The following is a 26,031-nucleotide window of genomic DNA, read 5'->3' as shown; positions in this document are numbered from 1 at the left end:
CGGTCAAAATTTGTTGATGCGACAGGGCAGGCCAGCGGCTCCTACCTATCGGTCGATCAGGGAGGAACGTCCCTCCCTAGCGCGCCTCCAGGTCGTTGTTTCGTGACGTCAGCACCCGGTCGATCAACCCCCACTCCGCCGCCTGCTCGGCGTTCATGAACTTGTCGCGGTCGAGTGTCCGTTCCACCTCTTCGTAGGTTCGCCCGCAATGCCTGGCGTAAAGTGTGATCATGCGGTGTTTGACCTGCGCCATTTCCTCGGCATGGATCAGGACATCGGACGCTTGGCCCTGAAATCCTCCGAGGGGCTGATGGACATGAAGGCTGGCATTCGGCAAGGCAACCCTGTGCCCCGGCTCGCCACCCATGAGAAGAAAAGACCCCATCGATCGCGCAGTTCCCATGCACAATGTGTGTACGGGAGCGCGGATGAACTGCATGGTGTCATACATGGCAAGCCCACTGGTGATAACGCCGCCGTAGGAATTGATGTAGAGTGCGATGGGCAGCTTGGGGTTTTCCGCTTCGAGGAAAAGCAACTGCGCGCAGACCGTTGCCGACATGGCATCGTTCACCTCGCCGTTCAGAAACACGATACGCTCGCGCAGCAAGCGCGAATAGATATCGAATGAGCGTTCTCCACGCGAGGATTGTTCCACCACCATAGGGACGAGTTGCATCGTGTCGCGCATGCGCAACCTCCAGATTTCCGATTGATGTTTTGAGTATTAAGCGGCGAGCAGCATTCTTGGCACGGCGTCGTTCGCAGCCACCCGGGCCATGGTTCGCCGGTGAACGATTCCAAAAATGGTGCCGCCACGGCCATTTGCACGTACGCTGAAAGTCACAATGCCTTGGTGGTGCGGCGGCTCGGTCTCCTCGATCAGCAACTCAAGTTGTTCGCGTTGCGTTTCGTGCAGAACCTCGAGCACATTCTGGTCCGGGAGCCAGCGCTTGCGAAAGGCTTCGACGCTGATCGCCTTCCAAACCTTGTCTGGGTCGGCCTCGAATTCGAAGCTAAACTTGAGCTGCGGCTCGGAACGTGAAGGGGCTTCATTCACTGGTCCATCTCCTTGAGCAGGTCCTCCAGATCGGCAGCGCGATCAGGCCAATAGGTGCGATATTTGGCAAGCCAGTTGACCAATATCAAAAGGCCATCGGGCTCGACTTCATATTGGGTAAACCGCCCTTCGCGGCGCTCCTTCAGAAGCCGCGCTTCGCGCAGGACCGACAGATGCTGCGACATGGCGGGCTGGGTTATGCCAAAGCCTTGACGCAACTCTGTGGCATTCTGCGGCGCGGCTGCGAGCTTTTCAAAAATGGCCCGGCGCGTCGGATCAGCAAGGGCTTTGAAAACGATTTGTTCCATGGATTGAGATAAGCAAACACTTATCTCAATGTCAAGCGAGCCAGTTTAATCCTGCTCAATTTGTTCGGCGCAGGCGTCTTGCACGCAGTCTCGCAGCCAGCGGTGCGCGGCATCGGCATCATGGCGTGGATGCCAAAGCAGCGAAACGGTGACGACTGGCATCGAAACCGGAAGCGGGAAGCTGTGCATGCCTATACGCAAGGCGCTCGTGTGCCGTTCCGGCACGCTGGCGATCAGGTTCGAACCGCGGGAAAGCGCCAGCGCACTCGCAAATCCGCCGACGGTCACCACGATTTCTCGTTCAAGCCCCAGCAATTCCAGGGCCTCGTCGATGGGTCCCCTGTCGACCCCGCGCCGCGAAACACTGACATGCCGCCCCCCGACGTAGCCCCGGGTGGTCACCTCGCCCGCGGCGAGTGCATGGCCTTTGCGAACCACACCGACGAACCGATCGCGGAACAACGTCTGGATGCGCAATTCCGGGCTCGTCGCCTTGCCGACGACGCCTGTTTCGAGATCCACGGTGCCGTCGCGAAGCGGGGCACTTTCCCTATCGGCCTTTTGCGCAAAACGCAGGCGTACACCCGGCGCTTCTGCGCCGACCCGTGCCATCAGTTGCGGCCCGAACGTTTCGACGAAGCCGTCGCTGGTGCGCAAGGTAAAGCTTCGCTTGAGGCCCCTGAGGTCGAGTGATTCCTGCGGCCGCAGAACGGCCCGCGCCTCCTCCACGAGTGGACCCACTCGGTCCCGCAGTTCAAGCGCACGCGGTGTCGGGACTAGACCACGCCCGGCACGGACAAGGAGCGGGTCGCCTGTCGTCTCGCGCAGACGCGCGAGCGCCCTGCTCATCGCCGATGGGCTCAGTCTCAGACGTTTGGCGGCGCGCGCGACGCTGCCCTCCGCGAGGAGCACATCGAGCGTAACGAGCAGGTTCAGGTCGGGCGGCGTCATGCCACGACCATACGGAGTCTGAGATATGGCGTCAAACGCACGATTGAAGTGCAAATGCTGCGTCTTCCGCCATCTGTCGCAAGCGCTTAGCCTACCGGGGGAAGTGGCAAGGAGCCCCGAAGATGGACCAGATGGCGATTGATCGAACGGAACCGGCAGCCGGAAGCAAGGAGGTATCCGCTCGGTTGACGCTCACCGCGCTTGCACTCTCGACGCTGCTTGCTGCCCTCGGCGTCAGCATCGCCAACGTCGCGTTACCGACGCTGGCGCAGGCATTCTCCGCGCCGTTCCAGCACGTGCAGTGGATCATCCTCGCCTATCTTCTTGCCGTCACGGTTTGCATCGTAAGCGTGGGACGCCTCGGGGACGTTGTCGGCCATCGGCAGGTGCTCCTCGCCGGAATCCTGCTGTTCACCCTTGCCTCCGCCTTGTGCGCCGCGGCCCCCACATTGTGGATGCTGGTTGCCGCCCGCACGGCGCAGGGGCTTGGAGCGGCTATCCTGATGTCGCTCAGCATCGCATTTGTTGGCGAAACGATTCCGAAGGCAAGGATCGGCAGCGCCATGGGCTTGCTCGGAACGATGTCGGCAATCGGAACGGCGCTCGGTCCTTCGCTCGGCGGCGTGTTGATCGCCGGCGCCGGCTGGCCCGCGATCTTTCTGGCGATGGTGCCGCTGGGCGTTGGCAACTTCGTTCTAGCCTATCGCTATCTGCCGGGCGAAAGCCGCAAAGGCCTTTCAACCCGCACCGGCTTCGACCTGCCGGGCACATTGCTGCTGGCGGTGACACTTGCCGCCTATGCCCTGGCGATGACGATTGGTCGGGGCCGATTCGACGGCTTCAGCGCAGGCCTGATCGGGCTTGCAGTTGTCGCGGGCATGCTTTTTGTGCTCGTGGAGAAAAGGACGAAATCTCCTCTGGTTCAGCTGGCGATACTGCGCAGCCGGGTTTTGAGCGGCAGCCTTGCCATGAACGGGCTCGTCTCGACCGTCATGATGACGACATTGGTCGTCGGCCCCTTCTACCTGGCGCACGGGCTTGGGCTGAGCGCCGCCCTCGTCGGCATTGTCATGTCGGGCGGGCCGATCATCTCCGCCTTGAGCGGCGTGCCGGCGGGGCGGATGGTCGATCGTCGCGGCACGCGCGCCATCATTCTTGCCGGCCTCTCCCTTATGGTGGCGGGTTCACTTGCGCTCTGCCTGATACCGGCGACGTTCGGCATTGCCGGCTATGTCACCGCCATTGCCATCCTCACGCCGGGCTATGCCCTGTTTCAGGCGGCCAATAATACCGCGACCATGAAGGACGTCGCCGTCGACCAGCGCGGCGTCATCTCGGGCATGCTCAGCCTCTCCCGCAATCTTGGGCTGATTACCGGCGCATCGGTGATGGGGGCGGTTTTTGCCCGGGCATCCTCGGCGCTTGATATCGCGGCAGCACCTGCCGATGCGATCATTGCTGGCATGCATGTGACCTTCGCGGCTGCTGCGGTTCTGGCGCTCGTTGCACTTGCGGTCGCCATGCGAACCGCGACCATCCCGCGAGCATAGGCAATGAGATCACATGTCCGGCGGCATCTTGTCGAACTTTGGCAGGGCCGGATCGACATGATCCCAGGGTAGCGCGCGCATGGCGTAGGTCACGACCTGCGGCACGTAGCGGTTCGGATCGTCGAGACTTGCCGCATGAATGGTAAAGAGCTCCGGCATGGTCGCGAAGGTCAGATAGACCGGCGATCCGCAGGTCGGGCAAAAGCCGTGCGACTTTATGTTGGCACTGTCGCCCGCAAGCGCCCACAGCTTCGCCTCGCCGCTGAGTTTCGGGTTAGCGCCGGCAAAGGTCATGTAGGATCCGTGTCCGGTGCCGCTGCGCCTTTGGCAGTCACGGCATTGGCAATCGTTAGAGAATACGGGTTCGGCCGCGATTTCATAGCGAACGGCGCCGCAGGCGCAGCCGCCGATATAAGGCTTGCTCATGAGTTTCCTCCAAGGATGGTTATGTCCGGATTGGGAAGTTAGTTCGTTTCGTCGGCGACATCGCCGATACGCGGGATGATCTTTCTCCAGCCGTCGCTCATGCTCCTGAACGCTGTATCGTTCTTCGGCGCGATGAAGCCGGAATGGGTCAGCGTGAGCCGCGTGCCGTTTTCGACCGGTTTCAGGACGAATGTTACGATCGTGTCGAGGCGCGAGCCATAGCCGGTGTTGCTCTCGTGACCTCCTTTCCAGGCATAGACGAAGCGTTCATTGGGTATGGCCTCGAGAACCTCGCAATGAATGGTGCCGTCCCACTCTCCCGCCGGTGTGGTCTGATAGGTGAAGCGGTTGCCCTTCACGGGTTCAAAACCCTGGGCCGCCATCATCCAGCGGCCAATCAATGCGCCGGTGGTCAGCGTCTTCCAGATCGTCTCCGGCGCATGCGGGAAGACCTCGTCGACAACGATGTCGTGCGTATCGGCGTTCAATGCGGCGTCGTTCATGGATCGATCTCCTTGAGAAGGCTGCGAAGATTAGCGAACCGCTCGCGCCAGAAGACGCCGTAGTAGTCCATCCAGTCAAACAGCGGCTCCAGCCCTTCGGGCCTGGCGCGATAATAGACGTTGCGCCCCTCGGGCCGTTCGGCAACCAGGCCGGCGCGTTTCAGCGACTTCAGGTGCTGCGATATGGCTCCCTGCGTCACGCCGCTTCCCCGCGTCAGCTCCACCACCGTGATTTCATCGGTTCGAACGATCCGCTCGAACACGGCGCGCCGGGTAGGATCCGCGAGCGTACGCATGACGTTGGTGATGGGAGTAGCATCGAGCATGAGAATACATTAGTGAATGCTAATTCATTAGTCAATGCTAATCATAATGCCAATGGAATTATAACTTTTGGATATGGTTGCGATCACACATAACGTATGGACGCGCAGCCCTCCCTTAATCATCTTTAGGCACCGCAGCTATGGAACATGCCTAAATATGACTAACAACAACATTCAATTGTCTCGGCGCACCTTTCTGCTGGGATCATCCATGTCGGCAGGCGCAGCCCTCGCTGGATGTTCAACGACAACGCCAGTCGTTGAACGTATGGAGCCCCTCCAGACAAGCGCTGTCGTCGGGATTTCGCCTACGTCGGAACTCGATGCGCGCTACGCGGCTTTCGAGGATGGCGGCCATTCCATACCGGCTGTGCCTTACCAAAAACTGGACCTAAAGTACGTCCGGCAGCGCGTCGTGGACCCAACGGGCGAGCCCGCAGGCACCATAGTTGTCGATACGCCTGGACGCTTTCTCTATGTGGTGGAATCGGGCGGTACCGCAATGCGCTATGGTGTGGGCATAGGGCGCGACGGCTTTGCCTGGGAGGGTGAAGGTAAGATTCATTGGCGGCAACCGTGGCCACGATGGAAGCCGCCAAGCGAAATGATTGCGCGAAAGCCCGAGCTGGAAAAATATTCCGTTGCAAATGGCGGCATGGATCCTGGTGTCGCAAATCCGTTGGGCGCCCGCGCGCTCTACATCTTCCAAAACGGTCATGACACGCTTTATCGCCTTCATGGGACGCCGGAGTGGTGGTCTATCGGTAAGGCGACTTCATCGGGCTGCGTACGCCTGGTAAACCAAGACGTCATCGATCTCTACGACCGCGTGCCTTATCACGCTCGAATTATCGTCCATCAAGCTCCACGCGGTCCGGTACAATCGATGGCTTGACGGTCCGAAATTTCTGGCCAGAAGCCGTCAGTCGCCGCGTAGCTGACGACACTATGGCTCAGGTCGTAATTCCTTCGACGGACCGGAGTTTTGGAACGATAAAATCAGTAAAGGCGCGGACGACCGGCCTCATAAATTTCGTGGACGGATAAGTCAGAAAAACCTCCGTAGGCTTAACGGCATAATCCGGGAGAACCCGGACGAGCAATCCTTCCGCAAGTTCCCGGGATACCAGGTTCACTTGTGCAGGGCCGATACCACGGCCGGCTAACAGGCTTGTCGTTAGGACCTGGGCGCTGTTTGTCTTCAACACGGGTCTGACATTGATCTCGATCGTATCGTCACCGTGGCAAAGCGTCAGACTGTCACGAGGGGAGAATATCGTAGTGGTCGCGACCATATCGCATTCTGCAATACGCTCCAGCGTTTCAATGGGGCCCGCGCGTTTGATGTAATCTGGTGAGGCAACCAGTATCCGCTGTATCCATCCGATGCGTCTCGCGATGACTTCCTGGCTTACGATTTTCCCGTAGCGCACAGCGAGATCGAAGTTTTCATAAATGAGGTCGACATTCCTATTATCCAGAACCAAATCGACAGTGACGGCGGGATGATCGTCCTGAAATAGCATAATCATTCCGTGAAGATGCTGAGCGCCGAGGCAGGACGGTGCATGAACTCTCAAGTTGCCTTCGATTTCGCCCATATCGCGACGTACGCCCTCCATCGCAGCGTCGATCGAGGCCAACGCATTTCTACTCACTTCGTAGAGCGTCATGCCGTGAGCGGTTGGACGGACCGTTTTCGACGATCGTTCGAGAAGCCGCGCATTTACGTGGCGCTCGAGATTGCGTAGATGCTTCGTAACGGCTGGTTGGGATATTGCCAGATCGCGCGCAGCTCCCGTAACGGACCCTTTTTCGACCGTTCTGACGAATGCCCGCAGAGCTGTGTTGATATCCATCAATAACTCCTAGTTATGAAACACTGACACCATAACGGATCGGAGCGGGTGCGCAATTGGTTATCCGCTGACTGACAATGCCTTCGGCGATGGCCGGCTCATCAAAAAGCGATGTGTTCTGCCAGCGCGGCGGTTATCGCCGCGCTAAACCTACGACCGCCGTCGGTTCGTCATTGAAAATCAGCCATCTCATAAAGCGGACGGATTTCGATCTCGCTCGGGCCCGGCATGGGGTTGGGGCAGCGCTTCACCCATGCGACCGCTTCGTCCATATCCTTGACATCCCAGAGCCAGAAGCCGGCGACCAGTTCGCGCGGTGCGGCGAATGGACCGTCGATAACCGTGCGGTTCGCGCCATCGAAAGCAACGCGCTTGCCCTGCGAGGACGGCTTGAGCCCATCGGCATCGCGCAAGATTCCCGCCTTGGTCAGTTCGTCATTATACCTGCCCATGGCCTCGAACATCTCGGCCGTGGGAAGAAGCCCCTTTTCGCTGTCTTCGGTCGCCTTTACCAAAACCATCACACGCATCGTCTGTCTCCTTGTTTGAGCCAATCTCGGCCATTCATACAAACGACGAACGGGGCTTTCGGAAACCGACAAGTGTCAGCATTTTTAGACGAACGAGGCTCGGCGGCAAAAGCCTACTCCCACTCGATCGTGCCGGGCGGCTTTGAAGTCACGTCGTAGACAACGCGGTTGATGCCCTTGACTTCATTGATGATCCGCGTCGCCGCCTGGCCGAGGAAGCCCATATCGTAGTGGTAGAAATCCGCCGTCATGCCATCGACGGAGGTGACCGCCCGCAACGCACAGACAAACTCATAGGTGCGCCCATCGCCCATGACGCCGACGGTCTGCACCGGCAGAAGGACGGCGAAGGCCTGCCAGATCACGTCGTAGAGACCGGCTTTGCGGATTTCATCGAGGTAGACAGCGTCGGCTTCGCGCAGGATTTCGAGCTTTTCACGCGTGATACCGCCCGGGCAGCGGATGGCAAGACCCGGACCCGGGAATGGGTGGCGTCCGATGAAATGGTCCGGCAGGCCGAGTTCCTTGCCGAGCACGCGCACCTCATCCTTGAAGAGTTCGCGCAAGGGCTCGACCAGTTTCATATTCATGCGGTCGGGCAGACCACCGACATTGTGATGCGACTTGATGGTCACCGACGGGCCGCCGGTGAAGGAGACGCTTTCGATGACGTCCGGGTAAAGCGTGCCTTGCGCAAGGAAATCGGCGCCGCCGAGCTTTTTGGCTTCTTCCTCAAAGACTTCGATGAAAAGTCTTCCGATCGTCTTGCGCTTCTTTTCAGGGTCCGCTTCGCCTTCCAGCGCGCTGATGAAGCGCTCCGAGGCATCGACGAGAATGAGCGGCAGATTGTAGTGCTCGCGGAACATCTGAACGACGTCGGCGGCTTCGTTCTTGCGCATCAGGCCGTGATCCACAAGGATGCAGGTCAGCTGGTCGCCGACGGCTTCATGGATCAAAAGGGCGGCCACGGAGGAGTCGACGCCGCCCGAAAGCGCGCAGATCACCTTCTTGTCGCCCACCTGCTTGCGGATGGCATTGACGGCCTGCTCGCGATAGGCCGACATCGTCCAGTCGCCCTCGATACCGGCGATGCGGTGGACGAAGTTTTGGAGAAGCCTGGCGCCATCCGGCGTGTGCACGACTTCCGGGTGGAACTGGACGGCATAGTATTTGCGTGCCTCGTCGGCAATCGCCGCGAAGGGCGCGCCGGTCGATGTGCCCACGACCTTGAAGCCTTCCGGAATTTCAACCACGCGGTCGCCATGGCTCATCCATACCTGGTGGCGTGTGCCCTTGGCCCAGACGCCTTCGAACAGCGCGCACTCCTCCTGGATATCGAGGAAGGCGCGACCAAATTCCCGGTGGTGGCCGCCCTCGACCTTGCCGCCAAGCTGGGCGCACATGGTCTGCTCGCCATAGCAGATGCCAAGGACCGGAATGTTCGCATCGAAAACGTCCTGCGGGGCGCGCGGGCTCCCGATGTCGACGGTCGAGTGCGGGCTGCCGGAAAGGATCACAGCCTTGGGACGGATGCGGTGGAAAGCCTCGGCGGCAGACTGGAAGGGAACGATCTCGGAGTAGACGCCGGCCTCGCGCACGCGGCGGGCGATCAGCTGTGTAACCTGGCTGCCGAAATCGACGATGAGGACTGTATCTGGGTGCACGGGAGTGTTCATGGCGGGCCTTTAAAGCAAATGTCGAGTCGGTGCAATGGGTTACCACGCCGCACTGAAAAAGTGATTCCAGTTGTTTAGGGAAGAGATGAAGAGCTTGCGATTTTGATTCAACGGGCCGCTGGAATTCCCTCAAACAGCGATGCGCCCGTCTGCCAAGGCCGCGCCCATCGCCTCGACGGCAAGGCCAAGCTTCTCGTCGATGACATGGAGATATTCCTTCCAGTCGTTGAGATGCCGCAGTTCCTCCTTGCCGTCGGAAATACCGCGCAGGCCGATGAGCGGCAGTCCGAAACGCTGGCAGGCCCGCAGCACGGCAAACGTCTCCATGTCGACCATTTCGGCGTGTACGCCGTCATAGGCCTCGCCGGAGACGATGTTGGCGCCCGTCGACAGGGAAGCCTCCTTGACGCCCGGAATGCGATGCAGCAGCGGAACAACAACCGGCAGGTCGAGGAAAGGCGTCGCGCCTTTCTTGAACCCCAGCGGCGAGGCGTCCATGTCGCGGTAGCTGACGTTCGTCACCTGGTAGATTTCGGCCTGTTCGAGCGTGCGCGAACCGGCCGAGCCAAGCGAAACGACGAGAGCGGGGAGCGCGCGGTTGGCAGCGAGGCTGGCAAGCGTTGCGGCGACGCTTACCGCCGCCTCCACCGGGCCGACGCCGGTAATCATCGGGGTAAACAGTCTTCGTAGATGCGGACCATATTCGGCATCGACAGCCATGGCGAAGACGACGTTTTTTCCGGCGATCGGCGTCAGGTAAGCGTACATGTCATCCTGTTGCATTGAGCATCCACAACGATGCGTTGAGAAGTGTCGCGAACGCCACCCAGGCGAGATAGGGCAGGAAAAGCAGCGCGGAACTTCGGTCCGGCTCCCATGTGACCTTTATGAAACCGATGATTGCAACGAGCAACAGGCTGATGACGATCAGCGCCAGTCCCATCTGCTGGAAGCCGAAAAATGTCGGCGACCAAAGGAAGTTCAGAACGAGTTGAGCCCACCAGAATTGCTGCGGTCGTGGCAGGCCGTAGTCCCAGACCCGCCAGCCGGCAATGGCGATCAATATGTAGAGAATTGTCCAGACCGGGGCGAAGATCCAGTTCGGCGGGTTGAACGAGGGTTTCACCAGACCCGCATACCATTCACCGGGCAGCGTGATGTAGCCTATGGCGAGCCCACCGCCGATAACCAACACGAGAAACAAGAGAAGCGCCATGGAACGGGACATGCTCGAACCTTCTACTGGAGGACGTGCCTTGCGGCTTTTGTAACGCTATTTTTCCCGTCTGAGAACTGAAATGAAGAAGCCGTCCGTCGAGGTTGCGAGCGGCGAAAGGATTGCTGTTCCGTCTTTGAAAAGCGGGGAAAAATCCTGCGCCTCGCTGACCGCACGGTTCCAGAGCGGCTTTGTGTCGACGCGTGCATAGGCTGGATTGCTGTTCAAGAAAGCATCGACCTGGTTGCCGTTTTCCGGCGCGAACAGGGAACAGGTGATATAGACGAGCCTGCCCCCCGGCTTGACGTAGGCCTTGGCGGCGTCGAGCACCTCGCGCTGTTCGACTTCGCGGCGCTCAAGCTGCTGGTCGCTGAGGCGCCACTTTGCGTCTGGCCGCCTGCGCCACGTTCCCGAACCCGTGCACGGCGCATCGACGAGTACAAGATCCATCTGCCCCTCGAGCACGGCGAGGTCTTCGACGTTTGCATGGGCCTGCGCGTTGCGCACCCCTGCCCGCCTCAGGCGGTCGAAGATCGGCGCGAGCCGTGCGCGCTCGGCGTCATAGGCATGGATCTGTCCCTTGTTGCCCATTTCAGCGGCGAGCGCGAGCGTCTTGCCGCCGGCCCCCGCGCAATAGTCCAGCACCTGCTCGCCGGGCTTGGCATCGCTGAGCTTTGCCGCAATCTGCGAGCCCAGATCCTGCACCTCGAAGAGCCCGCGCTGGAAGGCGGGCTCGGCTTGCACGTTGGGATGGCGCCCCATGGCCCGCAAAGGCGGGACGCGCACCGCGGTTTCGAGCAGCGGTGCAGCGCTGGCGCCGGCCCGCGCCAGTTCCTTCAGGACCTTGTCACGATCGGCCTTCAGCGTGTTGATGCGCAGGTCCACCGGCGGACGGTCGCTGAGAGCTGCCGCCTCCCTGACCCAACGATCGCCGAATATCGCCTCGAAATGCGGCATGCACCATTCCGGGACATCGGCACGGATGTGGTCGGGCGCCAAGGCAAGGTCACGCTCTTCCCAGATCGAGCGGCGCTCGGCTTCGAGCGGCGCGGGAGCAAACTTGTCGCCGTCCAGCGCTGCATTGATCTCTTCCATGTCGAGTTCGGCATCGGAAAGCAGGACCCCGAAGGCGATATGGCGGGCGGCATCGCTATCCATGCGCCAGCCCAAAGAGAGCTTACGGCGCAGGGCGTCATAGACGATATTGCCGATGACCGCGCGGTCGCCGGCGCCGGCGAAACGATGAGACAGGCCCCAATCCTTCAAGGCATCGGAGGCCGGTCGCTTGCGGTTCTCGATATCGTCCAAAACTTCGATTGCCGCCTGCAGGCGTCCGCCAAGTCGCATGTGCATTCCTTTTTCTGTCTTACCTGTCGCATACATGGCCGCGGCAATAAAGAAAAGCCGGAGCGTATCAACGCCACGATCGCCTTGACGAAGTGGCTACATGCAGCCACTTTTGTTTGATGAAAACAGTTTCCATACGCGATGCCAAGAACCGGCTGACCGAACTCGCCCGCGAAGTCGAGCAGGGCGAGACGATTGTTGTCACTCGCAACGGACGGCCGGTGATTGACATCATTCCGCACCAGAAGCGTGGCGGGCTCGACCTCATGGCTGGTGAAACCTACTTGCGGGCACGAAGAATCAAGCAGCCGGTACCCTCTATCGCCGAGGATTTTGACGCCGAGCTACCTGAAGATTTTCTCATTGCTCCGCATAGTTGATGCGCGTCCTGCTCGACACTCCTCAATGAAGATCAGCTAGCAAAACTCGATCCGGGCATGCCGCTCCATGACATTGTCGGATTTGTCGATGCCGTCGGGATTGCGCTTTTGCCAATCGAGGCGCGCCATGTCGTTATTGCGGCCCAACCGGAACCACCTACGCGCGATCCGTTTGATCGGCTGCTGCTTGCGCAGTGTCATGTCGAGGGGTTAGCCCTTGGCGACCGTCGACCGCGCCCTGATCGATCATCCGCTGGCGTTGCAGCCATAAAAGAAAAGCCGGAGCGTGTTGCCCCGGCTTTTCTCGGTTCAGATCGATGAAGCGTAATTATTCGGCCGCTTCAGACTTTTCTTCCTGCGAGATCGAGCTTGCTTCATAGCCATGCGCTTCCTTCAGCGCGGCGCGGACGCCCGCCTCGTAGTCCGGATGAACGCGCTTGAAATGCGCCAGCTGACGCTCGACGATCGCGCCCGGAACGCCCTCCATCGCTGCGGCGATGTTGGAGAAGAGGCGCGACCTCTGGACAGCATCGAACAGGCCGAACAGAGCCGTGACCTGACCATAGTCGTCATTGCCGATGCGATGGTTATATCGATCAGCAGCGCCCGATAGGGGCAGCGGCGGTTCCTGCGCGGCGGGCTGTTCGACGGCTCCCGAGAAGCTGTTCGGCTCGTAATAGGCATCGACATTGCCTGTCTTCTGGCCGAAGAAATTCATTGGGCCATCCTTGTGGTAGTGATGGACCGGGCATTTCGGTGCATTGACCGGGAGCGCTTCATAATGCGTGCCAAGGCGATAGCGATGGGCATCCGCATAAGAAAATACGCGCGCCTGCAGCATTTTGTCGGGCGAATGGCCAATGCCAGGAACGATATTCGACGGCGAGAAGGCCGCCTGTTCGATCTCGGCGAAATAGTTGTCGGCGTTGCGGTTGAGTTCCATGACGCCGATCTCGATCGGCGGGAATTCGCCGTGCGGCCAGACCTTGGTCAAGTCGAAGGGGTTATAGGAGGTCCTCTCGGCCTCGGCTTCCGTCATGACCTGGACCTGAACAGTCCATTTCGGGAACTGTCCACGTTCGATGCCGCCAAAAAGCTCTTCCTGATAGGATTCGCGGGTCTTGCCGATCAGGTTTTCAGCCTCGGCATTGGTGTAGAATTTGTGGCCCTGCTGGGTCTTGAAGTGGAACTTTACCCAGAAGCGCTCGCCCTGGTCGTTCCAGAATGAATAGGTGTGCGAACCGTAACCGTTCATGTACATCGGGGCGACGGGCAGACCGCGATCAGACATCAGGATGGTTACCTGATGCAGGCTTTCCGGTGAAAGCGACCAGAAGTCCCACATGGCAGTGGTCGAGCGCATGTTGGTGCGTGGATGGCGCTTCTGCGTGTGAATGAAATCGGGGAACTTCAACGGATCGCGCACGAAGAAGACCGGCGTGTTATTGCCGACGAGGTCCCAGTTGCCTTCGCTTGTATAGAACTTGATGGCAAAGCCGCGCACGTCGCGCTCGGCATCGGCCGCGCCAAGCTCGCCGGCTACGGTCGAGAAGCGCAGGAGCAATGGCGTTTCGGCGCCCGGCTGCAGCGCCTTCGCCTTGGTGTACCGGGAAATATCGCCGGTGATCTTCAGGGTACCGAAGGCGCCCCAGCCCTTGGCGTGCACGACGCGCTCGGGAATGCGCTCGCGGTTCTGATGCGCAAGCTTTTCGAGAAGCTGGTAATCCTGCATCAGCACAGGGCCGCGTTCGCCGGCGGTTATGCTGTTCTGGTTATCGGAAACCGGCGCACCGGCAGTTGTTGTCAATGTCGGACGATCAGCCATTGGCCTCTCCCTAATATCTTCATGTTGAAAAAAGAATCTCACGGTGCGGCGCTGCCGCATCCGCGCGCACCATAGAACCATTCTAATCATAGTTTCCAATTGTATTTAGAATAATTATTGATAGGATTTGGTTATCATGTTTTCCGTCCGGCAAATGCGCTATTTCGAGATCCTCGCCACCACGCTCCACTTCCGCAAGGCAGCGGAAATGGCGCGTATTTCTCAGCCGGCGCTTTCGGCCCAGATCGCGGAGATGGAGATGCGGCTCGGTGCGGCGCTGTTCGAGCGGACCCGCAGAAGCGTTGTCCTTACCAACATGGGCAAGCGGCTCCTGCCGCGCATCCGCACTATTCTCGATGAGATCCGTTCACTTGAAGAGCTTGCAGCGCAAAAGCGCGGCATCCTCAAGGGTCAGCTACGGCTCGGTATTATACCGACAATCGCGCCCTATCTCCTGCCGCTGCTCGTCCCCGCCCTGCATGAGGCTTATCCCGAGCTATCAATCGAATTGCGCGAAGCGGTCACTTCCAAACTTATCGAAGATTTGCGCCTCGGCGATCTCGATGCGCTGGTCGCTGCCTTGCCGATCGAGTCGGAAGGGACGATCGCCCGGCCGCTGTTTCGCGACCGTTTTCTCGTCGCGACCTCGACCAACGATATCGACGTCCTGACCTCGCCGATGACCCAGGAGGATGTCGCCGTCGAACGCCTGTTGCTGTTGGAGGAAGGCCATTGCCTGCGAGATCAGGCGCTCGCTGTCTGCACCAATGTGAAGCGGCGGCAACTCGTCAGCTACGGCGCGACGAGCATGGCGACGCTGCTGCAAATGGTCAGCCATGGCATGGGCCTGACCCTGATACCGGAAATCGCCGTCCGCACGGAAGCAACGCGCAACAATGTGCGGATTGTGGCTTTCGCTGATCCTGAACCTGCGCGAGATATCGGCCTGATCTGGCGCAAGCAGAGCGAGCGGCGCGATGACTTCGAGGCGCTTGCCGCGACGATCGTCGATTGCGGCAGGCAACTCGCCATCTCGGCGGACGAATTAAGGGCGCTTGCTGCTTAGATGTCACCGCTGTCATCAAGTCCGACTTCGGCAGCATGGATCCTCAGGTCGAGAGCCCGACGATGATGGCAGTGGGTTGGGGGACCTATGCGACGGGTGGCAATGCGAGATGCAGCGCCAGCATAACCCATAGTGCACCGTTCAAAATAAACCCGACCATGAAAAGCGGCTGCCGCAGCCTCAGGCGGTTGGACGTGATGTGCACGATCGAATGCGCGACGCGCGAGGCGACGAAAAGCCAGGCGAGAACCACTGCAAGAATATTCGCGCCGTTGACGACATAGAGCGACAGGCAAACGACGTAGAAGAGAACCGGCAGTTCGTAGAGATTGATCAGATTGCGAATTGCCTTGACGCTTGCTTCGGGCTCGTTAAGCGGCAGCCTGAAGTCCGACGGCCTCGCCTGACCGCTGATCACGGCCTCGCGCCGGCGCAGAAATACCACGGCGTAAACGCAGCAGATCAGAAAGGTTAGCGCGATCATCGGCCAGAAAATTGCGGTCTGTGACATCCATAGCCCTCCATTGTTGAATACGTTCTAGTCAGGCTTGTGGATCATGCGCAAGCCTTCAATCCCCGCCATACAAGTCGAAAGATGATCGATGAACGCGCGGACCCTGCGTGGGACGAAGCGGGAGGTCGCGTAGACCGCGTGGATATCGAGCGGCGCGTAGGCATGGTCGGGAAGCACCCGGATCAAGCGGCCGCTATCAAGATGCGCCTTGACGAGCGGCACCTGTGCGCCGCCAATGCCGAGACCTGCGCAAAGCGCGTCGTTGAGCACGAAGGCGTTGTTGGCAAGAAAGGTCGAGCGAACCGGGACGGTGACAGGCCCTGCCGGCCCGATCAGCGGGATCGCCTCTCCGAGCGGCGTCCACGCGAAACGGATATGCCGATGATGAATGAGATCGTCCGGCGATTGCGGCGTACCATGTTCGGCAAGATAGCCAGGCGAAGCCACGAGAATGCGCTCGAACGTTGCAAGCTTGCGGGCAATCAGCCCGGACGATTTGAGTTCGCCAAGCCGGATGGCGACGTCGACCCCTTCGGCGATTACGTCGGCGATGCGGTCGTCAAGGACAAGCTCGATCACTAGGTCCGGATGCAGCCGCTGGAATTCGATGACGGCCGCGGCAAGATGCATCTGGCCGAAGCCGACCGGACCATGCGCCCGGAGGCTGCCGCGCAGGCCGATCGTTGCCGTTGCCACGCTCTCCTCCGCCTCATCGACGGATTGCAGGATCGCACGCACCTCCCGGTAGTAGGCCTCGCCGGCTTCCGTCAAAGCCAGCCGGCGGGTGGATCGATGCAGCAACTGCGCATTCAGGTGTCGCTCAAGCCCCATGACCTGCTGGCTTACGGCGGGCTGGGTCAGACCAAGTTCACGCGCCGCCGCCGAGAGCGTGCCCAGCTCCGCAACCCGAACGAACGTCTTCATAGCCGCGAAACGATCCATGACGGCCTCAAACCTTCACTTATGATTGTTATAAATATCGCGCGTCTACATAAACTAAAACATATAAATCATTTTAGCCTTCGAAGCAGATCAAGGAGGCACAAATGGAATCGGAACGGAAGAAGGCGGTTGTCGTCGGGGCCAATGGGATCATTGGCGGCAATCTCATCGCCCATCTGGTCGAACTCGGCGACTGGGAGATCGTTGGACTTTCACGGCGCGGCGGAAAGGCGGCAGGCAAGCTCACCCACATCGCCGTCGATTTGCTCGACATCAATGATACAAGGGACAAACTCGCGGGGCTTACCGACGCAACCCACATTTTTTACGCGGCCTACCAGGACAGGCCGAGCTGGGCCGAGCTCGTGCCGCCCAATCTCGCCATGCTGGTCAATGTGGTGAATGCCATCGAGCCGATTGCACCGCGTCTTAAGCACATCAGCCTCATGCAGGGATACAAGGTCTACGGCGCGCATCTTGGGCCATTCAAGACGCCGGCGCGGGAAACCGACGCCAAACACATGCCGCCGGAATTCAACATCGATCAGCAGGATTTTCTCGAAGCCCTGCAAAGGGGCAAGACCTGGACGTGGTCGGCGCTGCGCCCATCCGTGGTGATCGGCTTTGCCCTGCGCAACCCGATGAACCTCGCTTCCGTCATCGCCGTCTATGCGTCGATGTCCAGGGAACTTGGCATACCCTTGCGCTTCCCCGGCAAGCCCGGCGCCTATGACAGCCTTATAGAAATGACTGACGCCGGTCTTCTGGCGCGGGCAACCGTATTCATCGCGACGCACCCGCAATGTGGCAACCAGGCCTTCAACATCAATAATGGCGACCTTTTCCGCTGGAGCGAGATGTGGCCGAAGATCGCGAAATTCTTCGACCTCGAGGCCGCGCCGCCGCTTCCGATGGCGCTCGGGGTCGTGATGGCGGACAAGGCGGATCTCTGGAAGCGGATGATCGACAAGCACAACCTTTTCGAAACGCCCTATGAGGACGTTTCGTCATGGAGCTTCGGCGATGCTGTTTTCAGCTGGAACTACGATTTCTTTGCCGATGGGACAAAACTCAGACGCGCCGGCTTCCACGAATTTGTCGATACGGAGGAAATGTTCATGCGGGTTTTCCGCGATCTTCGCGACAGGAAGATCATTCCCTGAAGGTGTGCGAGGACTCAGCCAGCCGCGATATCGGTCTTCGTGAAGTCGTTGCCCTTGTATAGCAAAGGTACGCCGTAGTGACGCGCGCACGCATAAGCGAAACAATCGCCAAAGTTGAGATTGGCGGGATGTCGGTTCTTGCCGAACCGGTCATAAGCTTCAAGTGCGAGGAAAGCGGCTTGAGGGGGCATCTGTACCAGTTCGATTTCCATCAACACCAAAAAGTCCCTGACCGCGGACGTCGCTGCGGGAAGTGAAATCTCGAGAATGCGTGCAACATCGACTGCGCATTCCCACGCTGCCGCAGGCGACGTAATTCGGTTGGCAGCAAATTGCATGCGGGCTGCAAGAGAACGCGCATCATCTTCGTCTGACCTCATTGCCACGAGGGCGGATGCGTCGATGAACACTGCTTACTCGTAGAGACTATCGCGAAATGCCTTGTCGGCGGATCGGCCCTGTTCAGGATGGCCGGTACGGCGCATCTCGCGAGCGAAATTTGCGGCAATATCGGCAAGCAGGGGTCTGCCCTCCTGCTCATGCAATGCGAGTTGCAGTGCCAGACGTACCGCCTCGGTCTTCGAGGGAGCTTTGATGGACGCCTGATACCGGCGCGCAAGTTCATCAATCGTATCGTCCTTGATATAGAGCGGCACTATATTCTCCTTGGTATATAAGGGTATAAAATAGAAGATCCCGATCAACAGTAATACAAGTCAGACTCACTACGTGAATAGTTCGCCCTGACGGCGCGGCCTATCGTAGTTGAGAAAGAATTCGTCGAGTTGCGGCGGGGACACCTGCGTCCCCGCAAGCATTGCGTGGGCCTGGCCGCGATGATGGATCTGATGGACGAAAAGGTGCGACAGTACGAGGCGGATCGGCTCCTGCGAGGTGTCGCCGGTGCGCCACGTGATCGAAATGACGCGGTCGAGGTCTTCTGGGCTCAAGCCATCGCAAAATTCGATCAGGCTGACGTCGAACTCTTCCTGGGCGCGCTTTAGATCGCTCGCCTTCGGAAACGGCACGTCGCCTTCGATCCCCACATTCTGCCGGCCCTTGCCGATCATGTCGGCCATATAGATATGGTCAACGATCAGATTGTGATTGAGCGTAAGCTGGATCGACGGGAAAAAGCTGGTGCGCTCCTGTGCGAATTCCTCGTCGGTCAATTGTTCGCAGGCGGTCAGAAGGCGATGGTTGGACCAGGCGCTGTTGCGCGCCATGGCCGAAAAGTGGTCGCGGAGGGCGCTGTCAGACATCGCCTTCCGCCCTTTTGTCAGTTGCCGCCCGGATAGTTCGGGCTTTCGCGTGTGATGGTGACATCATGGGTATGGCTCTCGCGCAGACCGGCATTGGTGATGCGCACGAATGTAGCCTTTTCGCGGAATTCTTCCAAGTTCCTGGCACCCACATAACCCATGGATGCACGCAAGCCTCCTGCCAACTGGTGCAGCACACCCGCGACCGGGCCCTTGTAAGCGACCTGTCCCTCGATGCCTTCTGGCACCAGCTTCAATTCATCGCGCACTTCAGCCTGGAAATAGCGATCGGCCGAACCGCGGGCCATTGCACCTACGGAGCCCATGCCGCGATAGGCTTTGAACGACCGCCCCTGATAGAGATAGACCTCGCCCGGGCTTTCTTCAGTACCCGCCAAAGCCGAACCGGCCATGGCGGCCGAGGCGCCTGCCGCCAAAGCCTTAGCGAAATCGCCAGAATATTTGATGCCGCCGTCGGCGATGACCGGAACATCTGCCTTCTGCGCTGCCTCGACGGCCGACATGATGGCCGAAAGCTGTGGCACGCCCACCCCGGCGACGATGCGCGTGGTGCAGATTGAACCAGGGCCGATGCCGACCTTGACGGCGTCGGCGCCGGCGTCGATAAGGGCTTGCGTTCCAGCGGCAGTCGCCACGTTGCCAGCGATGATGCGCACGGCATTCGACATTTTCTTTGCACGGGTCACCGCGTCTAGAACGCGCTGCGAATGGCCATGCGCGGTATCGATGACGAGAACATCGACACCGGCGGCGATCAGCCGTTCAGCCCGTTCAAAGCCGTCTTCGCCGACGCTCGACGCGGCCGCCACGCGCAGGCGTCCCTGGGCGTCCTTCGCGGCATTCGGGTTGAGCTGCGACTTCTCGATGTCCTTGACCGTAACCAGTCCGACACAGTGGCCGCGATCGTCGACGACCAGCAGCTTTTCAATGCGGTGCTGATGCAGTAGACGCTTCGCCTCGTCCTGCTGCACGTTCTCGCGCACGGTGATGAGATTGTCGCGCGTCATCAGTTCGTGGATTTTTTGCGCAGGGTTTGATGCAAAGCGTACGTCGCGATTGGTGAGAATGCCGACGAGCCGTCCCGGCCTGCGACTGCCCTCACCGGCATTCTCGACGACGGGAATGCCAGAAATGCCGTGCGACCGCATCAGCGCCTGTGCATCTGCGAGCGTAGCATCAGGGCCGATCGTGACAGGGTTGACCACCATGCCCGATTCGAACTTCTTGACCTGGCGAACTTCCTCCGCCTGTCGTTCCGGGGAGAGGTTGCGGTGGATGACGCCCATGCCGCCGGCCTGAGCCATGGCGATGGCGAGCCGCGACTCGGTAACCGTGTCCATGGCGGCGGAAAGCAGCGGGAGATTGAGTTCGATATCCGGAGCGATGCGGGTGCGAATGTCGGTCTGACCGGGCATAACTTCGGAATGACCGGGTTGCAGCAGGACATCGTCAAATGTCAGTGCCAATGCGCCTGTTGCGGATTCAACGATTTTTGCCATGGACCAATTCCTTGCGGTAAAAGACTAAAGGGCGCACCACACGGGTGGAGCGCCGATCACGTTCAGTTCAGATGAATTGGCACGGGCTGGTAACACGGATATGTCCGTTTGAAAAGGCTCAAACGCAATTCCAATACGATCAACTTATCGCCATCGGATCTACAGGTGGTCTATCGCGGCGCTGCGGGCGCACGATATTGAGGCAAATCCGCGCCGCCGGGCGCGATGCCCGGCCGGCGGTCCACAGGGCTGCCAACGATCAGACGTCGAATTGATAGGTGACGGGAACGAAGCGATAGCCGCCTTCCTGTTTTTCGGCGAAGCCGACCGAGGGGAACGGCATGTGGTAGCCGATGAAAGGCAAGCGGTCGGTCGCAATCATATCGAAGACCTTCTTGCGGGTTGCGGCCCCCATGGCCTTGTCCCTATCGAAGGCGACTTCCCAATCCGGCCGCTGCAACGAGGCGACATAATGATTGGCCGTGTCACCTGTAATGACGAGGTGTTTTCCGCCGGATTCAATGTGGAAGATCATATGCCCCGGGGTGTGTCCATACGCAGCTTCGCTGGTGATGCCGGACGCGACAGGATCGCCGGCCTTGATGAACTTGATCTTTTCGGCAAGCGGCTTGACCTTGGCGGCAACGGCCTTCGCACCGTTTTGCGCCGGTGTTCCCATGCGGGCCGGGTCGGTCCAGAACGAATATTCGAGCTCGCCGGCAACGATGCTGGCATTGGGAAATGCCGGCGTGTCGCCGTTGATGAGACCGTTGATGTGGTCGCCATGCATATGCGTGAGAACAACGATGCTAACCTGGTCGGGCGTATAGCCGGCGGCCTTCATGTTGGTCTCGAGCCTGCCGAGGCCATTTTCCCGTCCGGCCGCCCCGAAGCCCGTATCGAACAGGATGAGGTCCGATCCGGTATTGATGAGCACGGGCGAGAAGCCGTTGACGAATTTCGTCTCCGGCAGGAAGTTCGCCCGCATCAACTGTGAGACGGCTTCCTGCGTCTGGTTGGCGCCGAAGGTTGGATAGGGTCCGTCACCTGGGCGCAGTCCGTCGAGGACGGTGGTAATTTCGTACTCGCCAAGCTTGAACCGCTTGAAGCCCGGCGGCGGCGTGTCCGACTGGGGTACGGCGGCGGCCATGGCGGAATCGGCAATCAATTGCGGCATCGTCAAACCTCCGATGGCTGCTGTGGAGGCCACGAGCAAGTCGCGGCGGGAAATCTCGAAACTTTGCATGACGCCTCTCCTGTGTATTCGTTCAACGGCCAAGCTTACACCGGCATGCGAACCCGTCGTCCTTGCGGCCATGGCAAATTGATCACAAGACGGCGTTGCCGGATCACATCTCTTTGATCGCGGCTTGAGCGCTGGAACAGCGGGTGCTATCGGAGCTTTCATCAAGAGCAACTGAGTCCTGCGTATCGGGCCCTGCCTCCTGTTTTCTCGGTTGTGAGAACTGGAAACATCGTGAACCGCATAGTTCCCCTTGTCCTTGCCGTCGCTCTGTTCATGGAGCAAATGGATTCCACCGTTATCTCGACATCGCTTCCGGCAATTGCTGCGGATGTCGGTACGAGTCCCATTGCGCTGAAACTCGCCCTGACCGCTTATCTCGTTTCGCTGGCCGTATTCATCCCCGTCAGCGGCTGGATGGCCGATCGTTTCGGAGCAAAGAACGTTTTTCGCGCGGCGATCGTCGTCTTTGTCCTCGGCTCCATTGCCTGTGCCGCATCGGGATCACTATTTGCCTTCGTTGTGTCGCGGTTTTTTCAGGGTGTCGGCGGCGCAATGATGACGCCGGTCGGCCGCCTCGTTCTCGTCCGCTCGACGCCGCGCAGCGAACTTGTCGGTGCGATGGCCTGGCTCACCATGCCCGCGCTCATCGGGCCCTTGCTGGGTCCACCGGTTGGAGGGTTTCTGACGACCTATTTCAGCTGGCACTGGATCTTCCTGATCAACGTTCCGATCGGCATCATCGGCATATGGTTCGCCACGCGCTATCTTCCGGCCATCGAAACGCTGATCCGGCGGCCGCTCGATGTTCCCGGATTTTTCCTGAGTGGCATCGCCGCCTCCGGCATTGTCTTCGGTCTTTCCGTCGTGAGCCTGCCTGCCCTCCCCTCGTGGGTCGGTTTTTCGACGCTGGCGCTCGGGATTGTTTCCGCGGTCCTTTACCTGCTTCACGCGCGAAAGACGCCGGAGCCACTTCTCTCGCTCGATCTCTTCAAGAATCAGGTGTTCCGGGCATCGATCGTCGGCGGAAGTCTATTCCGCATAGGCGTCGGCGCGGTGCCGTTCCTGCTGCCGCTGATGTTCCAGATCGGCTTCGGCATGACACCGTTTCAATCCGGCCTCATCACCTTTGTCTCTGCCGCGGGAGCAATGAGCATGAAGCTGGTGACGAAATGGTTTTACAGGAAGACCGGCTTCCGCAACTCATTGATGTATGGATCGGTGGTCGCCGCAGCGTTCATTGCCGTCAATGGCTTCTTCACCCCGGAAACGCCCTATGTCCTTATGATCCTCGTACTTCTAGCCGGCGGCTTCTTCCGCTCGCTGTTCTTCACCGGCACCAATGCGCTCGCCTATGCGGACATCCCGAACGAACAGACGAGCCTTGCGACGCCAATCAGTTCGGTCGCCCAGCAGATATCCATTGCGCTCGGCGTTGCAGTTGCGGGCGGCATACTCGAAGTTTCGACCAAGATGCATGGCGGGCCGCTGCAACTTTCCGATTTTCACATCGCGTTCTTCATCGTCGCGGCAGTATCGAGCTTCGCGTGCCTGTCGTTCCGGGGATTGCGAGCCGATGCAGGCGCAGAAGTTTCCGGCCACCGGCCATTGGTGAAAGTGCCGGCTGCTGCAGAGTAGGCGAACGCTAAAAAGGTGCTTTGGGAGTATCACCCTTACAATGAAAAGAACCCGGATCGGCTGGCAAGTCTGCATCCGGGTTCAATTCATTCGATAAGGAAAGAGGGGCGGGCGAAAGCTCACTCCAAGAAAGAATACACCAGTTTCCTGGTTATTTCCAAGTCAGGCTATGGGCGTTATCCCTTGAAATCGCGGGCCAGCAGATAGAGCTCGACAGATTCGGCGCGCGACGCCGGCGGCTTGACATGATGGACGGATTTGAAGTTTTTCTTCAGCAAAGCCAGCAATTCGTTTTCCGTGCCGCCCTGGAACGTCTTCGTCAGGAAATGTCCGCCGGGCCGCAGCACCGCGACGGCAAAATCCGCCGCCACCTCGCAAAGGTGCGTGGTGCGGATATGGTCGGTGCGGCGGTGACCGGTGGTCGGTGCCGCCATGTCGGAGAGCACGATATCCGGCTGGCCGCCGAGCGCTTCCATCAGTTTGTCCGGCGCGGCATCGTCCAGGAAGTCCATTTCGAGAAGCGTGACGCCCGGCAGGGGATCGACGTGCAGATAGTCGATGCCGACGACGGTCGGTTGCTCGTCTGGCGACCCGACAATCGACGCGGCGATCTGGCTCCAGCCGCCCGGGGCAGCGCCAAGATCGATGATACGCTGGCCCTTCTTTAGGATCTTGTAACGGTCGTTGATCTCGATGAGCTTGTAGGCCGCGCGCGAGCGATAGCCGTCCTGCTTCGATCGTTGCACGTAAGGATCGTTGATGTGCCGTTCCAGCCAGCGGCGCGACGATTCCTTGATCGTCCCCGCCTTCTTCTTGATCTTGGTATGAAGGCCGCGCGTTCCCGTGCCGCCGCGCCCGCCCGTTGTTGTCTTAGCCATGTGCACTCCGGTGCCAGCGATTGCGCCACGCACCATCGCGCGACATGAGTTCAGTCAGGATGCCTTCGCGCAAACCCCGGTCGGCCACACGCAGCTTCTGGCTCGGCCAGACATTGCGGATGGCGTCGAGAATGGCGCAGCCGGCCAGAACGAGGTCGGCGCGGTCAGCCCCGATGCAGGGATTGGCGACGCGCTGGTCAAAGCTCCAGGAGAGGAGCTTGCTCGTCATTTCGGTTACGTCGTTATTCTCCATCCAGATGCCGTCGATGCGGCGCCGGTCGTAGCGTTCAAGACCGAGATGGATGCCGGCCAGCGTCGTGACGGTGCCGGACGTGCCGAGAAGATGAAAATTCTGGCTATTGACGAGATCGCCGAGCTTGTGCCGCTCGGAGAAATCATTGAGCAGCTCGGCGACGTGGTTGACCATGACGGCAAAATTGTCCGTCGTGACGTCGCGCCCGCCGAAGCGTTCGGCAAGTGTTACTACCCCGACCGGAAGCGACGTCCAGGCGATGATGTGCTCGGCAAGACGCGGCGACCGGCGCTCGGTGAGGTCGATCAGCGCGATTTCGGATGAACCACCGCCAATATCGAAGAGGACGACAGCATCGGTCTCGCGCTCGACCAGGGTGCCGCACCCGGACACGGCCAGGCGTGCTTCAGTCTGCCGGTTGATGATCTCGAGTTCGAGGCCAGTCTCATCCTTGACCCGCCCCAGAAATTCCGGACCGTTTTCTGCCTGACGGCATGCCTCGGTCGCGATAAGCCGCGCCTTGCGAACATCGTGATTTTCGAGCTTGTCGCGGCAAATCTTCAATGCCTCGATGGCGCGGTTCATGGCGCTGTCGCCGAGCCGTCCACTGGCGCCAAGTCCCTCGCCGAGCCGCACGATGCGGGAGAATGCATCAACGACACGGAATTGCCCGGGACGCGTTGGCGAGGCAACGAGAAGGCGGCAATTGTTCGTGCCGAGATCGAGCGCGGCGTAAAGGGGCCCAGAAAAGCGGAAGTCTTGCCGAGACGACTGCGGTTGCGGCGTTGCCGATGCGTTTGCAGAAACGGTCGCGGGCGTCGGCGTTGCAGACGCTGGCGGCTTTACACCGGCCCGGCCACGCCTGCGAAAACGATTGGGCCGGCGATTCTTTCCATGCTTGGTGGCAGCGGGAGGCGTTTCGCCGGTGGAAACTGAAACAGGCGTTGGCGCAAGCGAAGGTGCACTCGAAACAGCCGCCTGTTTCGACTTGCCGCGCCTGCGACGGCGTGCTCGTTTCCTGGGGTTCTTGTCGAAGCGTCCTTCCTGGGAATCAGGCTGGTCGTTCCGCGCATCGAGCGCAGAATCCCCGTGAGGCCCGGGCCCATTCTTGGGGTGACCTGTGCTGCCATTCAGCACCGTGCCACCGCCAGACGCCCCTCCGTGCGGCGCGTTGCCCGCGCCCGTTTCGGGGTCTTTCAAGATATTTTCCTTTGAGCGCCGCGCGAACCTTGAAGGACGCAGCAGGACGCTTTTTCAATTAACGTTGAACATAATGTAACACGCTTTGACAAATATTAAAGTGCACGAGCTGAATTAGCGAAGCGCGGTCCATCAAGATCACGAGTCTTTATCCACGCCCGCCGTAAAATCTGGCAATCTGTTGTTCCATGAATGTTCCGCCACATTAATCCAAAGGGATTAGAAGCGGCCAATATGTGTAGCAGCGATCATATGTTAGTAGCGTTCCGTCGATCCTTCCGCCAGAATTCCACGCCGACACCCTCAACGAACTGCTGAACACGCTTTATTTGCAATTTCTGGTTGTACTTCTTCATTGTACAACCGTAGTCGATGGATCCTTTATGCCAGAGCAT

30 protein-coding genes are annotated in these 26,031 nt (G+C 59.6%); 6 read left to right on the top strand and 24 right to left on the bottom strand.

Annotation, left to right across the window (positions count from 1 at the left end; genetic code table 11):
- Window positions 1–76: 76 nt before the first annotated feature.
- The 4 genes from BLR72_RS14770 to BLR72_RS14755 are packed head-to-tail and all read right to left on the bottom strand — an operon-like array spanning window position 77 to window position 2,319.
- The gene (locus tag BLR72_RS14770) at window positions 77–691 is read right to left on the bottom strand and encodes an ATP-dependent Clp protease proteolytic subunit (RefSeq protein WP_091949849.1); all 615 of its coding nucleotides are present in this window, start codon (window positions 689–691) and stop codon (window positions 77–79) included.
- A 36-nt stretch (window positions 692–727) separates the two neighbouring features.
- The gene (locus BLR72_RS14765; RefSeq protein ID WP_091949847.1) at window positions 728–1,060 is read right to left on the bottom strand and encodes a hypothetical protein; all 333 of its coding nucleotides are present in this window, start codon (window positions 1,058–1,060) and stop codon (window positions 728–730) included.
- Entirely contained in the window at window positions 1,057–1,368 is a 312-nt protein-coding gene (locus tag BLR72_RS14760; protein WP_091949845.1) for an ArsR/SmtB family transcription factor, read from the bottom strand. Before BLR72_RS14760 ends, BLR72_RS14765 begins: the two co-directional genes overlap by 4 nt.
- 45 nt (window positions 1,369–1,413) lie before the next feature.
- Window positions 1,414–2,319, bottom strand: coding sequence for a LysR family transcriptional regulator (locus tag BLR72_RS14755; RefSeq protein WP_091949843.1), 906 nt, complete (start codon window positions 2,317–2,319; stop codon window positions 1,414–1,416).
- A 131-nt stretch (window positions 2,320–2,450) separates the two neighbouring features.
- On the opposite strand from BLR72_RS14755, the gene BLR72_RS14750 reads away from it, so the two are divergent.
- Window positions 2,451–3,869, top strand: coding sequence for an MFS transporter (locus tag BLR72_RS14750; protein WP_244506727.1), 1,419 nt, complete (start codon window positions 2,451–2,453; stop codon window positions 3,867–3,869).
- Between the two features lie 9 nt (window positions 3,870–3,878).
- On the opposite strand, the gene BLR72_RS14745 is transcribed toward BLR72_RS14750, so the two are convergent.
- From BLR72_RS14745 to BLR72_RS14735, 3 genes are read right to left on the bottom strand one after another with little or no spacing between them, the layout of a single operon-like run.
- Window positions 3,879–4,295 (bottom strand): GFA family protein, encoded by a 417-nt coding sequence (locus tag BLR72_RS14745; protein WP_091949839.1) that lies wholly within the window; start codon window positions 4,293–4,295, stop codon window positions 3,879–3,881.
- A 38-nt stretch (window positions 4,296–4,333) separates the two neighbouring features.
- Entirely contained in the window at window positions 4,334–4,798 is a 465-nt protein-coding gene (locus BLR72_RS14740) for an SRPBCC family protein (RefSeq protein ID WP_091949837.1), read from the bottom strand.
- Window positions 4,795–5,124, bottom strand: a complete 330-nt coding sequence (locus BLR72_RS14735) for an ArsR/SmtB family transcription factor (protein ID WP_091949835.1) — start codon at window positions 5,122–5,124, stop codon at window positions 4,795–4,797. The genes BLR72_RS14740 and BLR72_RS14735 overlap by 4 nt, the downstream gene beginning before the upstream one ends.
- Before the next feature lie 157 nt (window positions 5,125–5,281).
- Here BLR72_RS14735 and BLR72_RS14730 point away from each other — a divergent pair, with 157 nt between their 5' ends.
- The gene (locus BLR72_RS14730) at window positions 5,282–6,019 is read left to right on the top strand and encodes a L,D-transpeptidase (RefSeq protein ID WP_091949833.1); all 738 of its coding nucleotides are present in this window, start codon (window positions 5,282–5,284) and stop codon (window positions 6,017–6,019) included.
- 58 nt (window positions 6,020–6,077) lie between these two features.
- On the opposite strand, the gene BLR72_RS14725 is transcribed toward BLR72_RS14730, so the two are convergent.
- The 6 genes from BLR72_RS14725 to BLR72_RS14700 form a co-directional block, all read right to left on the bottom strand.
- The gene (locus BLR72_RS14725) at window positions 6,078–6,983 is read right to left on the bottom strand and encodes a LysR family transcriptional regulator (RefSeq protein ID WP_091949831.1); all 906 of its coding nucleotides are present in this window, start codon (window positions 6,981–6,983) and stop codon (window positions 6,078–6,080) included.
- Window positions 6,984–7,153: 170 nt separating this feature from the next.
- Window positions 7,154–7,513, bottom strand: coding sequence for a YciI family protein (locus BLR72_RS14720; protein ID WP_027230149.1), 360 nt, complete (start codon window positions 7,511–7,513; stop codon window positions 7,154–7,156).
- 113 nt (window positions 7,514–7,626) lie between these two features.
- Window positions 7,627–9,189 carry a glutamine-hydrolyzing GMP synthase gene (gene guaA, locus BLR72_RS14715; RefSeq protein ID WP_027230150.1) on the bottom strand — a complete coding sequence of 521 codons (1,563 nt, stop codon included), beginning with the start codon at window positions 9,187–9,189 and terminating at the stop codon, window positions 7,627–7,629.
- Between the two features lie 129 nt (window positions 9,190–9,318).
- Window positions 9,319–9,972 carry a 5'-methylthioadenosine/S-adenosylhomocysteine nucleosidase gene (locus BLR72_RS14710; RefSeq protein WP_244506714.1) on the bottom strand — a complete coding sequence of 218 codons (654 nt, stop codon included), beginning with the start codon at window positions 9,970–9,972 and terminating at the stop codon, window positions 9,319–9,321.
- The gene (locus BLR72_RS14705) at window positions 9,959–10,417 is read right to left on the bottom strand and encodes a TspO/MBR family protein (protein ID WP_027230152.1); all 459 of its coding nucleotides are present in this window, start codon (window positions 10,415–10,417) and stop codon (window positions 9,959–9,961) included. The genes BLR72_RS14710 and BLR72_RS14705 overlap by 14 nt, the downstream gene beginning before the upstream one ends.
- 45 nt (window positions 10,418–10,462) lie before the next feature.
- The gene (locus BLR72_RS14700) at window positions 10,463–11,752 is read right to left on the bottom strand and encodes an RsmB/NOP family class I SAM-dependent RNA methyltransferase (RefSeq protein ID WP_091949827.1); all 1,290 of its coding nucleotides are present in this window, start codon (window positions 11,750–11,752) and stop codon (window positions 10,463–10,465) included.
- 119 nt (window positions 11,753–11,871) lie between these two features.
- Here BLR72_RS14700 and BLR72_RS14695 point away from each other — a divergent pair, with 119 nt between their 5' ends.
- Complete coding sequence (locus tag BLR72_RS14695) at window positions 11,872–12,132, top strand: type II toxin-antitoxin system Phd/YefM family antitoxin (protein WP_091949825.1); 261 nt, start codon at window positions 11,872–11,874, stop codon at window positions 12,130–12,132.
- Between the two features lie 36 nt (window positions 12,133–12,168).
- Here BLR72_RS14695 and BLR72_RS22895 read toward each other — a convergent pair whose 3' ends face one another.
- Window positions 12,169–12,333, bottom strand: coding sequence for a hypothetical protein (locus BLR72_RS22895; RefSeq protein WP_175492369.1), 165 nt, complete (start codon window positions 12,331–12,333; stop codon window positions 12,169–12,171).
- A 127-nt stretch (window positions 12,334–12,460) separates the two neighbouring features.
- Entirely contained in the window at window positions 12,461–13,957 is a 1,497-nt protein-coding gene (locus tag BLR72_RS14690) for a catalase (protein WP_091949823.1), read from the bottom strand.
- Window positions 13,958–14,093: 136 nt separating this feature from the next.
- On the opposite strand from BLR72_RS14690, the gene BLR72_RS14685 reads away from it, so the two are divergent.
- Entirely contained in the window at window positions 14,094–15,023 is a 930-nt protein-coding gene (locus BLR72_RS14685; protein WP_091949822.1) for a hydrogen peroxide-inducible genes activator, read from the top strand.
- 85 nt (window positions 15,024–15,108) lie between these two features.
- Here the strand turns inward: BLR72_RS14685 and BLR72_RS14680 are convergent, their stop codons facing one another.
- Both BLR72_RS14680 and BLR72_RS14675 read right to left on the bottom strand, forming a co-directional pair.
- Window positions 15,109–15,534: an MAPEG family protein gene (locus BLR72_RS14680; RefSeq protein WP_091949820.1), complete on the bottom strand. Its 426-nt coding sequence runs from the start codon at window positions 15,532–15,534 to the stop codon at window positions 15,109–15,111.
- Window positions 15,535–15,561: 27 nt separating this feature from the next.
- The gene (locus BLR72_RS14675) at window positions 15,562–16,479 is read right to left on the bottom strand and encodes a LysR family transcriptional regulator (RefSeq protein ID WP_091949818.1); all 918 of its coding nucleotides are present in this window, start codon (window positions 16,477–16,479) and stop codon (window positions 15,562–15,564) included.
- A 104-nt stretch (window positions 16,480–16,583) separates the two neighbouring features.
- Between BLR72_RS14675 and BLR72_RS14670 the strand changes: the two genes are divergently transcribed.
- Window positions 16,584–17,642 (top strand): SDR family oxidoreductase, encoded by a 1,059-nt coding sequence (locus BLR72_RS14670; RefSeq protein WP_091949816.1) that lies wholly within the window; start codon window positions 16,584–16,586, stop codon window positions 17,640–17,642.
- Window positions 17,643–17,656: 14 nt separating this feature from the next.
- Here the strand turns inward: BLR72_RS14670 and BLR72_RS14665 are convergent, their stop codons facing one another.
- From BLR72_RS14665 to BLR72_RS14645, 5 genes are all read right to left on the bottom strand, one after another.
- The gene (locus BLR72_RS14665) at window positions 17,657–18,052 is read right to left on the bottom strand and encodes a type II toxin-antitoxin system VapC family toxin (RefSeq protein WP_091949814.1); all 396 of its coding nucleotides are present in this window, start codon (window positions 18,050–18,052) and stop codon (window positions 17,657–17,659) included.
- Window positions 18,053–18,055: 3 nt separating this feature from the next.
- Window positions 18,056–18,298: a type II toxin-antitoxin system VapB family antitoxin gene (locus BLR72_RS14660; protein WP_091949812.1), complete on the bottom strand. Its 243-nt coding sequence runs from the start codon at window positions 18,296–18,298 to the stop codon at window positions 18,056–18,058.
- A 69-nt stretch (window positions 18,299–18,367) separates the two neighbouring features.
- Window positions 18,368–18,904: a DinB family protein gene (locus tag BLR72_RS14655; protein ID WP_091949810.1), complete on the bottom strand. Its 537-nt coding sequence runs from the start codon at window positions 18,902–18,904 to the stop codon at window positions 18,368–18,370.
- 17 nt (window positions 18,905–18,921) lie between these two features.
- Window positions 18,922–20,424 carry an IMP dehydrogenase gene (gene guaB / locus BLR72_RS14650; protein WP_091919557.1) on the bottom strand — a complete coding sequence of 501 codons (1,503 nt, stop codon included), beginning with the start codon at window positions 20,422–20,424 and terminating at the stop codon, window positions 18,922–18,924.
- A gap of 259 nt (window positions 20,425–20,683) precedes the next feature.
- Window positions 20,684–21,670, bottom strand: coding sequence for an MBL fold metallo-hydrolase (locus BLR72_RS14645; protein ID WP_091949808.1), 987 nt, complete (start codon window positions 21,668–21,670; stop codon window positions 20,684–20,686).
- A gap of 231 nt (window positions 21,671–21,901) precedes the next feature.
- On the opposite strand from BLR72_RS14645, the gene BLR72_RS14640 reads away from it, so the two are divergent.
- A complete protein-coding gene (locus tag BLR72_RS14640; protein ID WP_091949806.1) occupies window positions 21,902–23,305 on the top strand; it encodes an MFS transporter in 1,404 nt (467 codons plus the stop codon).
- A 176-nt stretch (window positions 23,306–23,481) separates the two neighbouring features.
- Here BLR72_RS14640 and BLR72_RS14635 read toward each other — a convergent pair whose 3' ends face one another.
- Together BLR72_RS14635 and BLR72_RS14630 are read right to left on the bottom strand one after the other, a co-directional pair.
- A complete protein-coding gene (locus tag BLR72_RS14635; RefSeq protein WP_091919559.1) occupies window positions 23,482–24,183 on the bottom strand; it encodes an RlmE family RNA methyltransferase in 702 nt (233 codons plus the stop codon).
- A complete protein-coding gene (locus BLR72_RS14630) occupies window positions 24,176–25,636 on the bottom strand; it encodes a Ppx/GppA phosphatase family protein (RefSeq protein WP_091949804.1) in 1,461 nt (486 codons plus the stop codon). The genes BLR72_RS14635 and BLR72_RS14630 overlap by 8 nt, the downstream gene beginning before the upstream one ends.
- Window positions 25,637–26,031 lie beyond the last annotated feature (395 nt).

The sequence above is a fragment of the Phyllobacterium sp. YR620 genome (assembly GCF_900104165.1).
Taxonomy (GTDB): Bacteria; Pseudomonadota; Alphaproteobacteria; order Rhizobiales; family Rhizobiaceae; genus Phyllobacterium; species Phyllobacterium pellucidum.
Note: the sequence above shows the minus strand (reverse complement) of the source record. Positions and strands in the feature narration are given on the sequence as shown.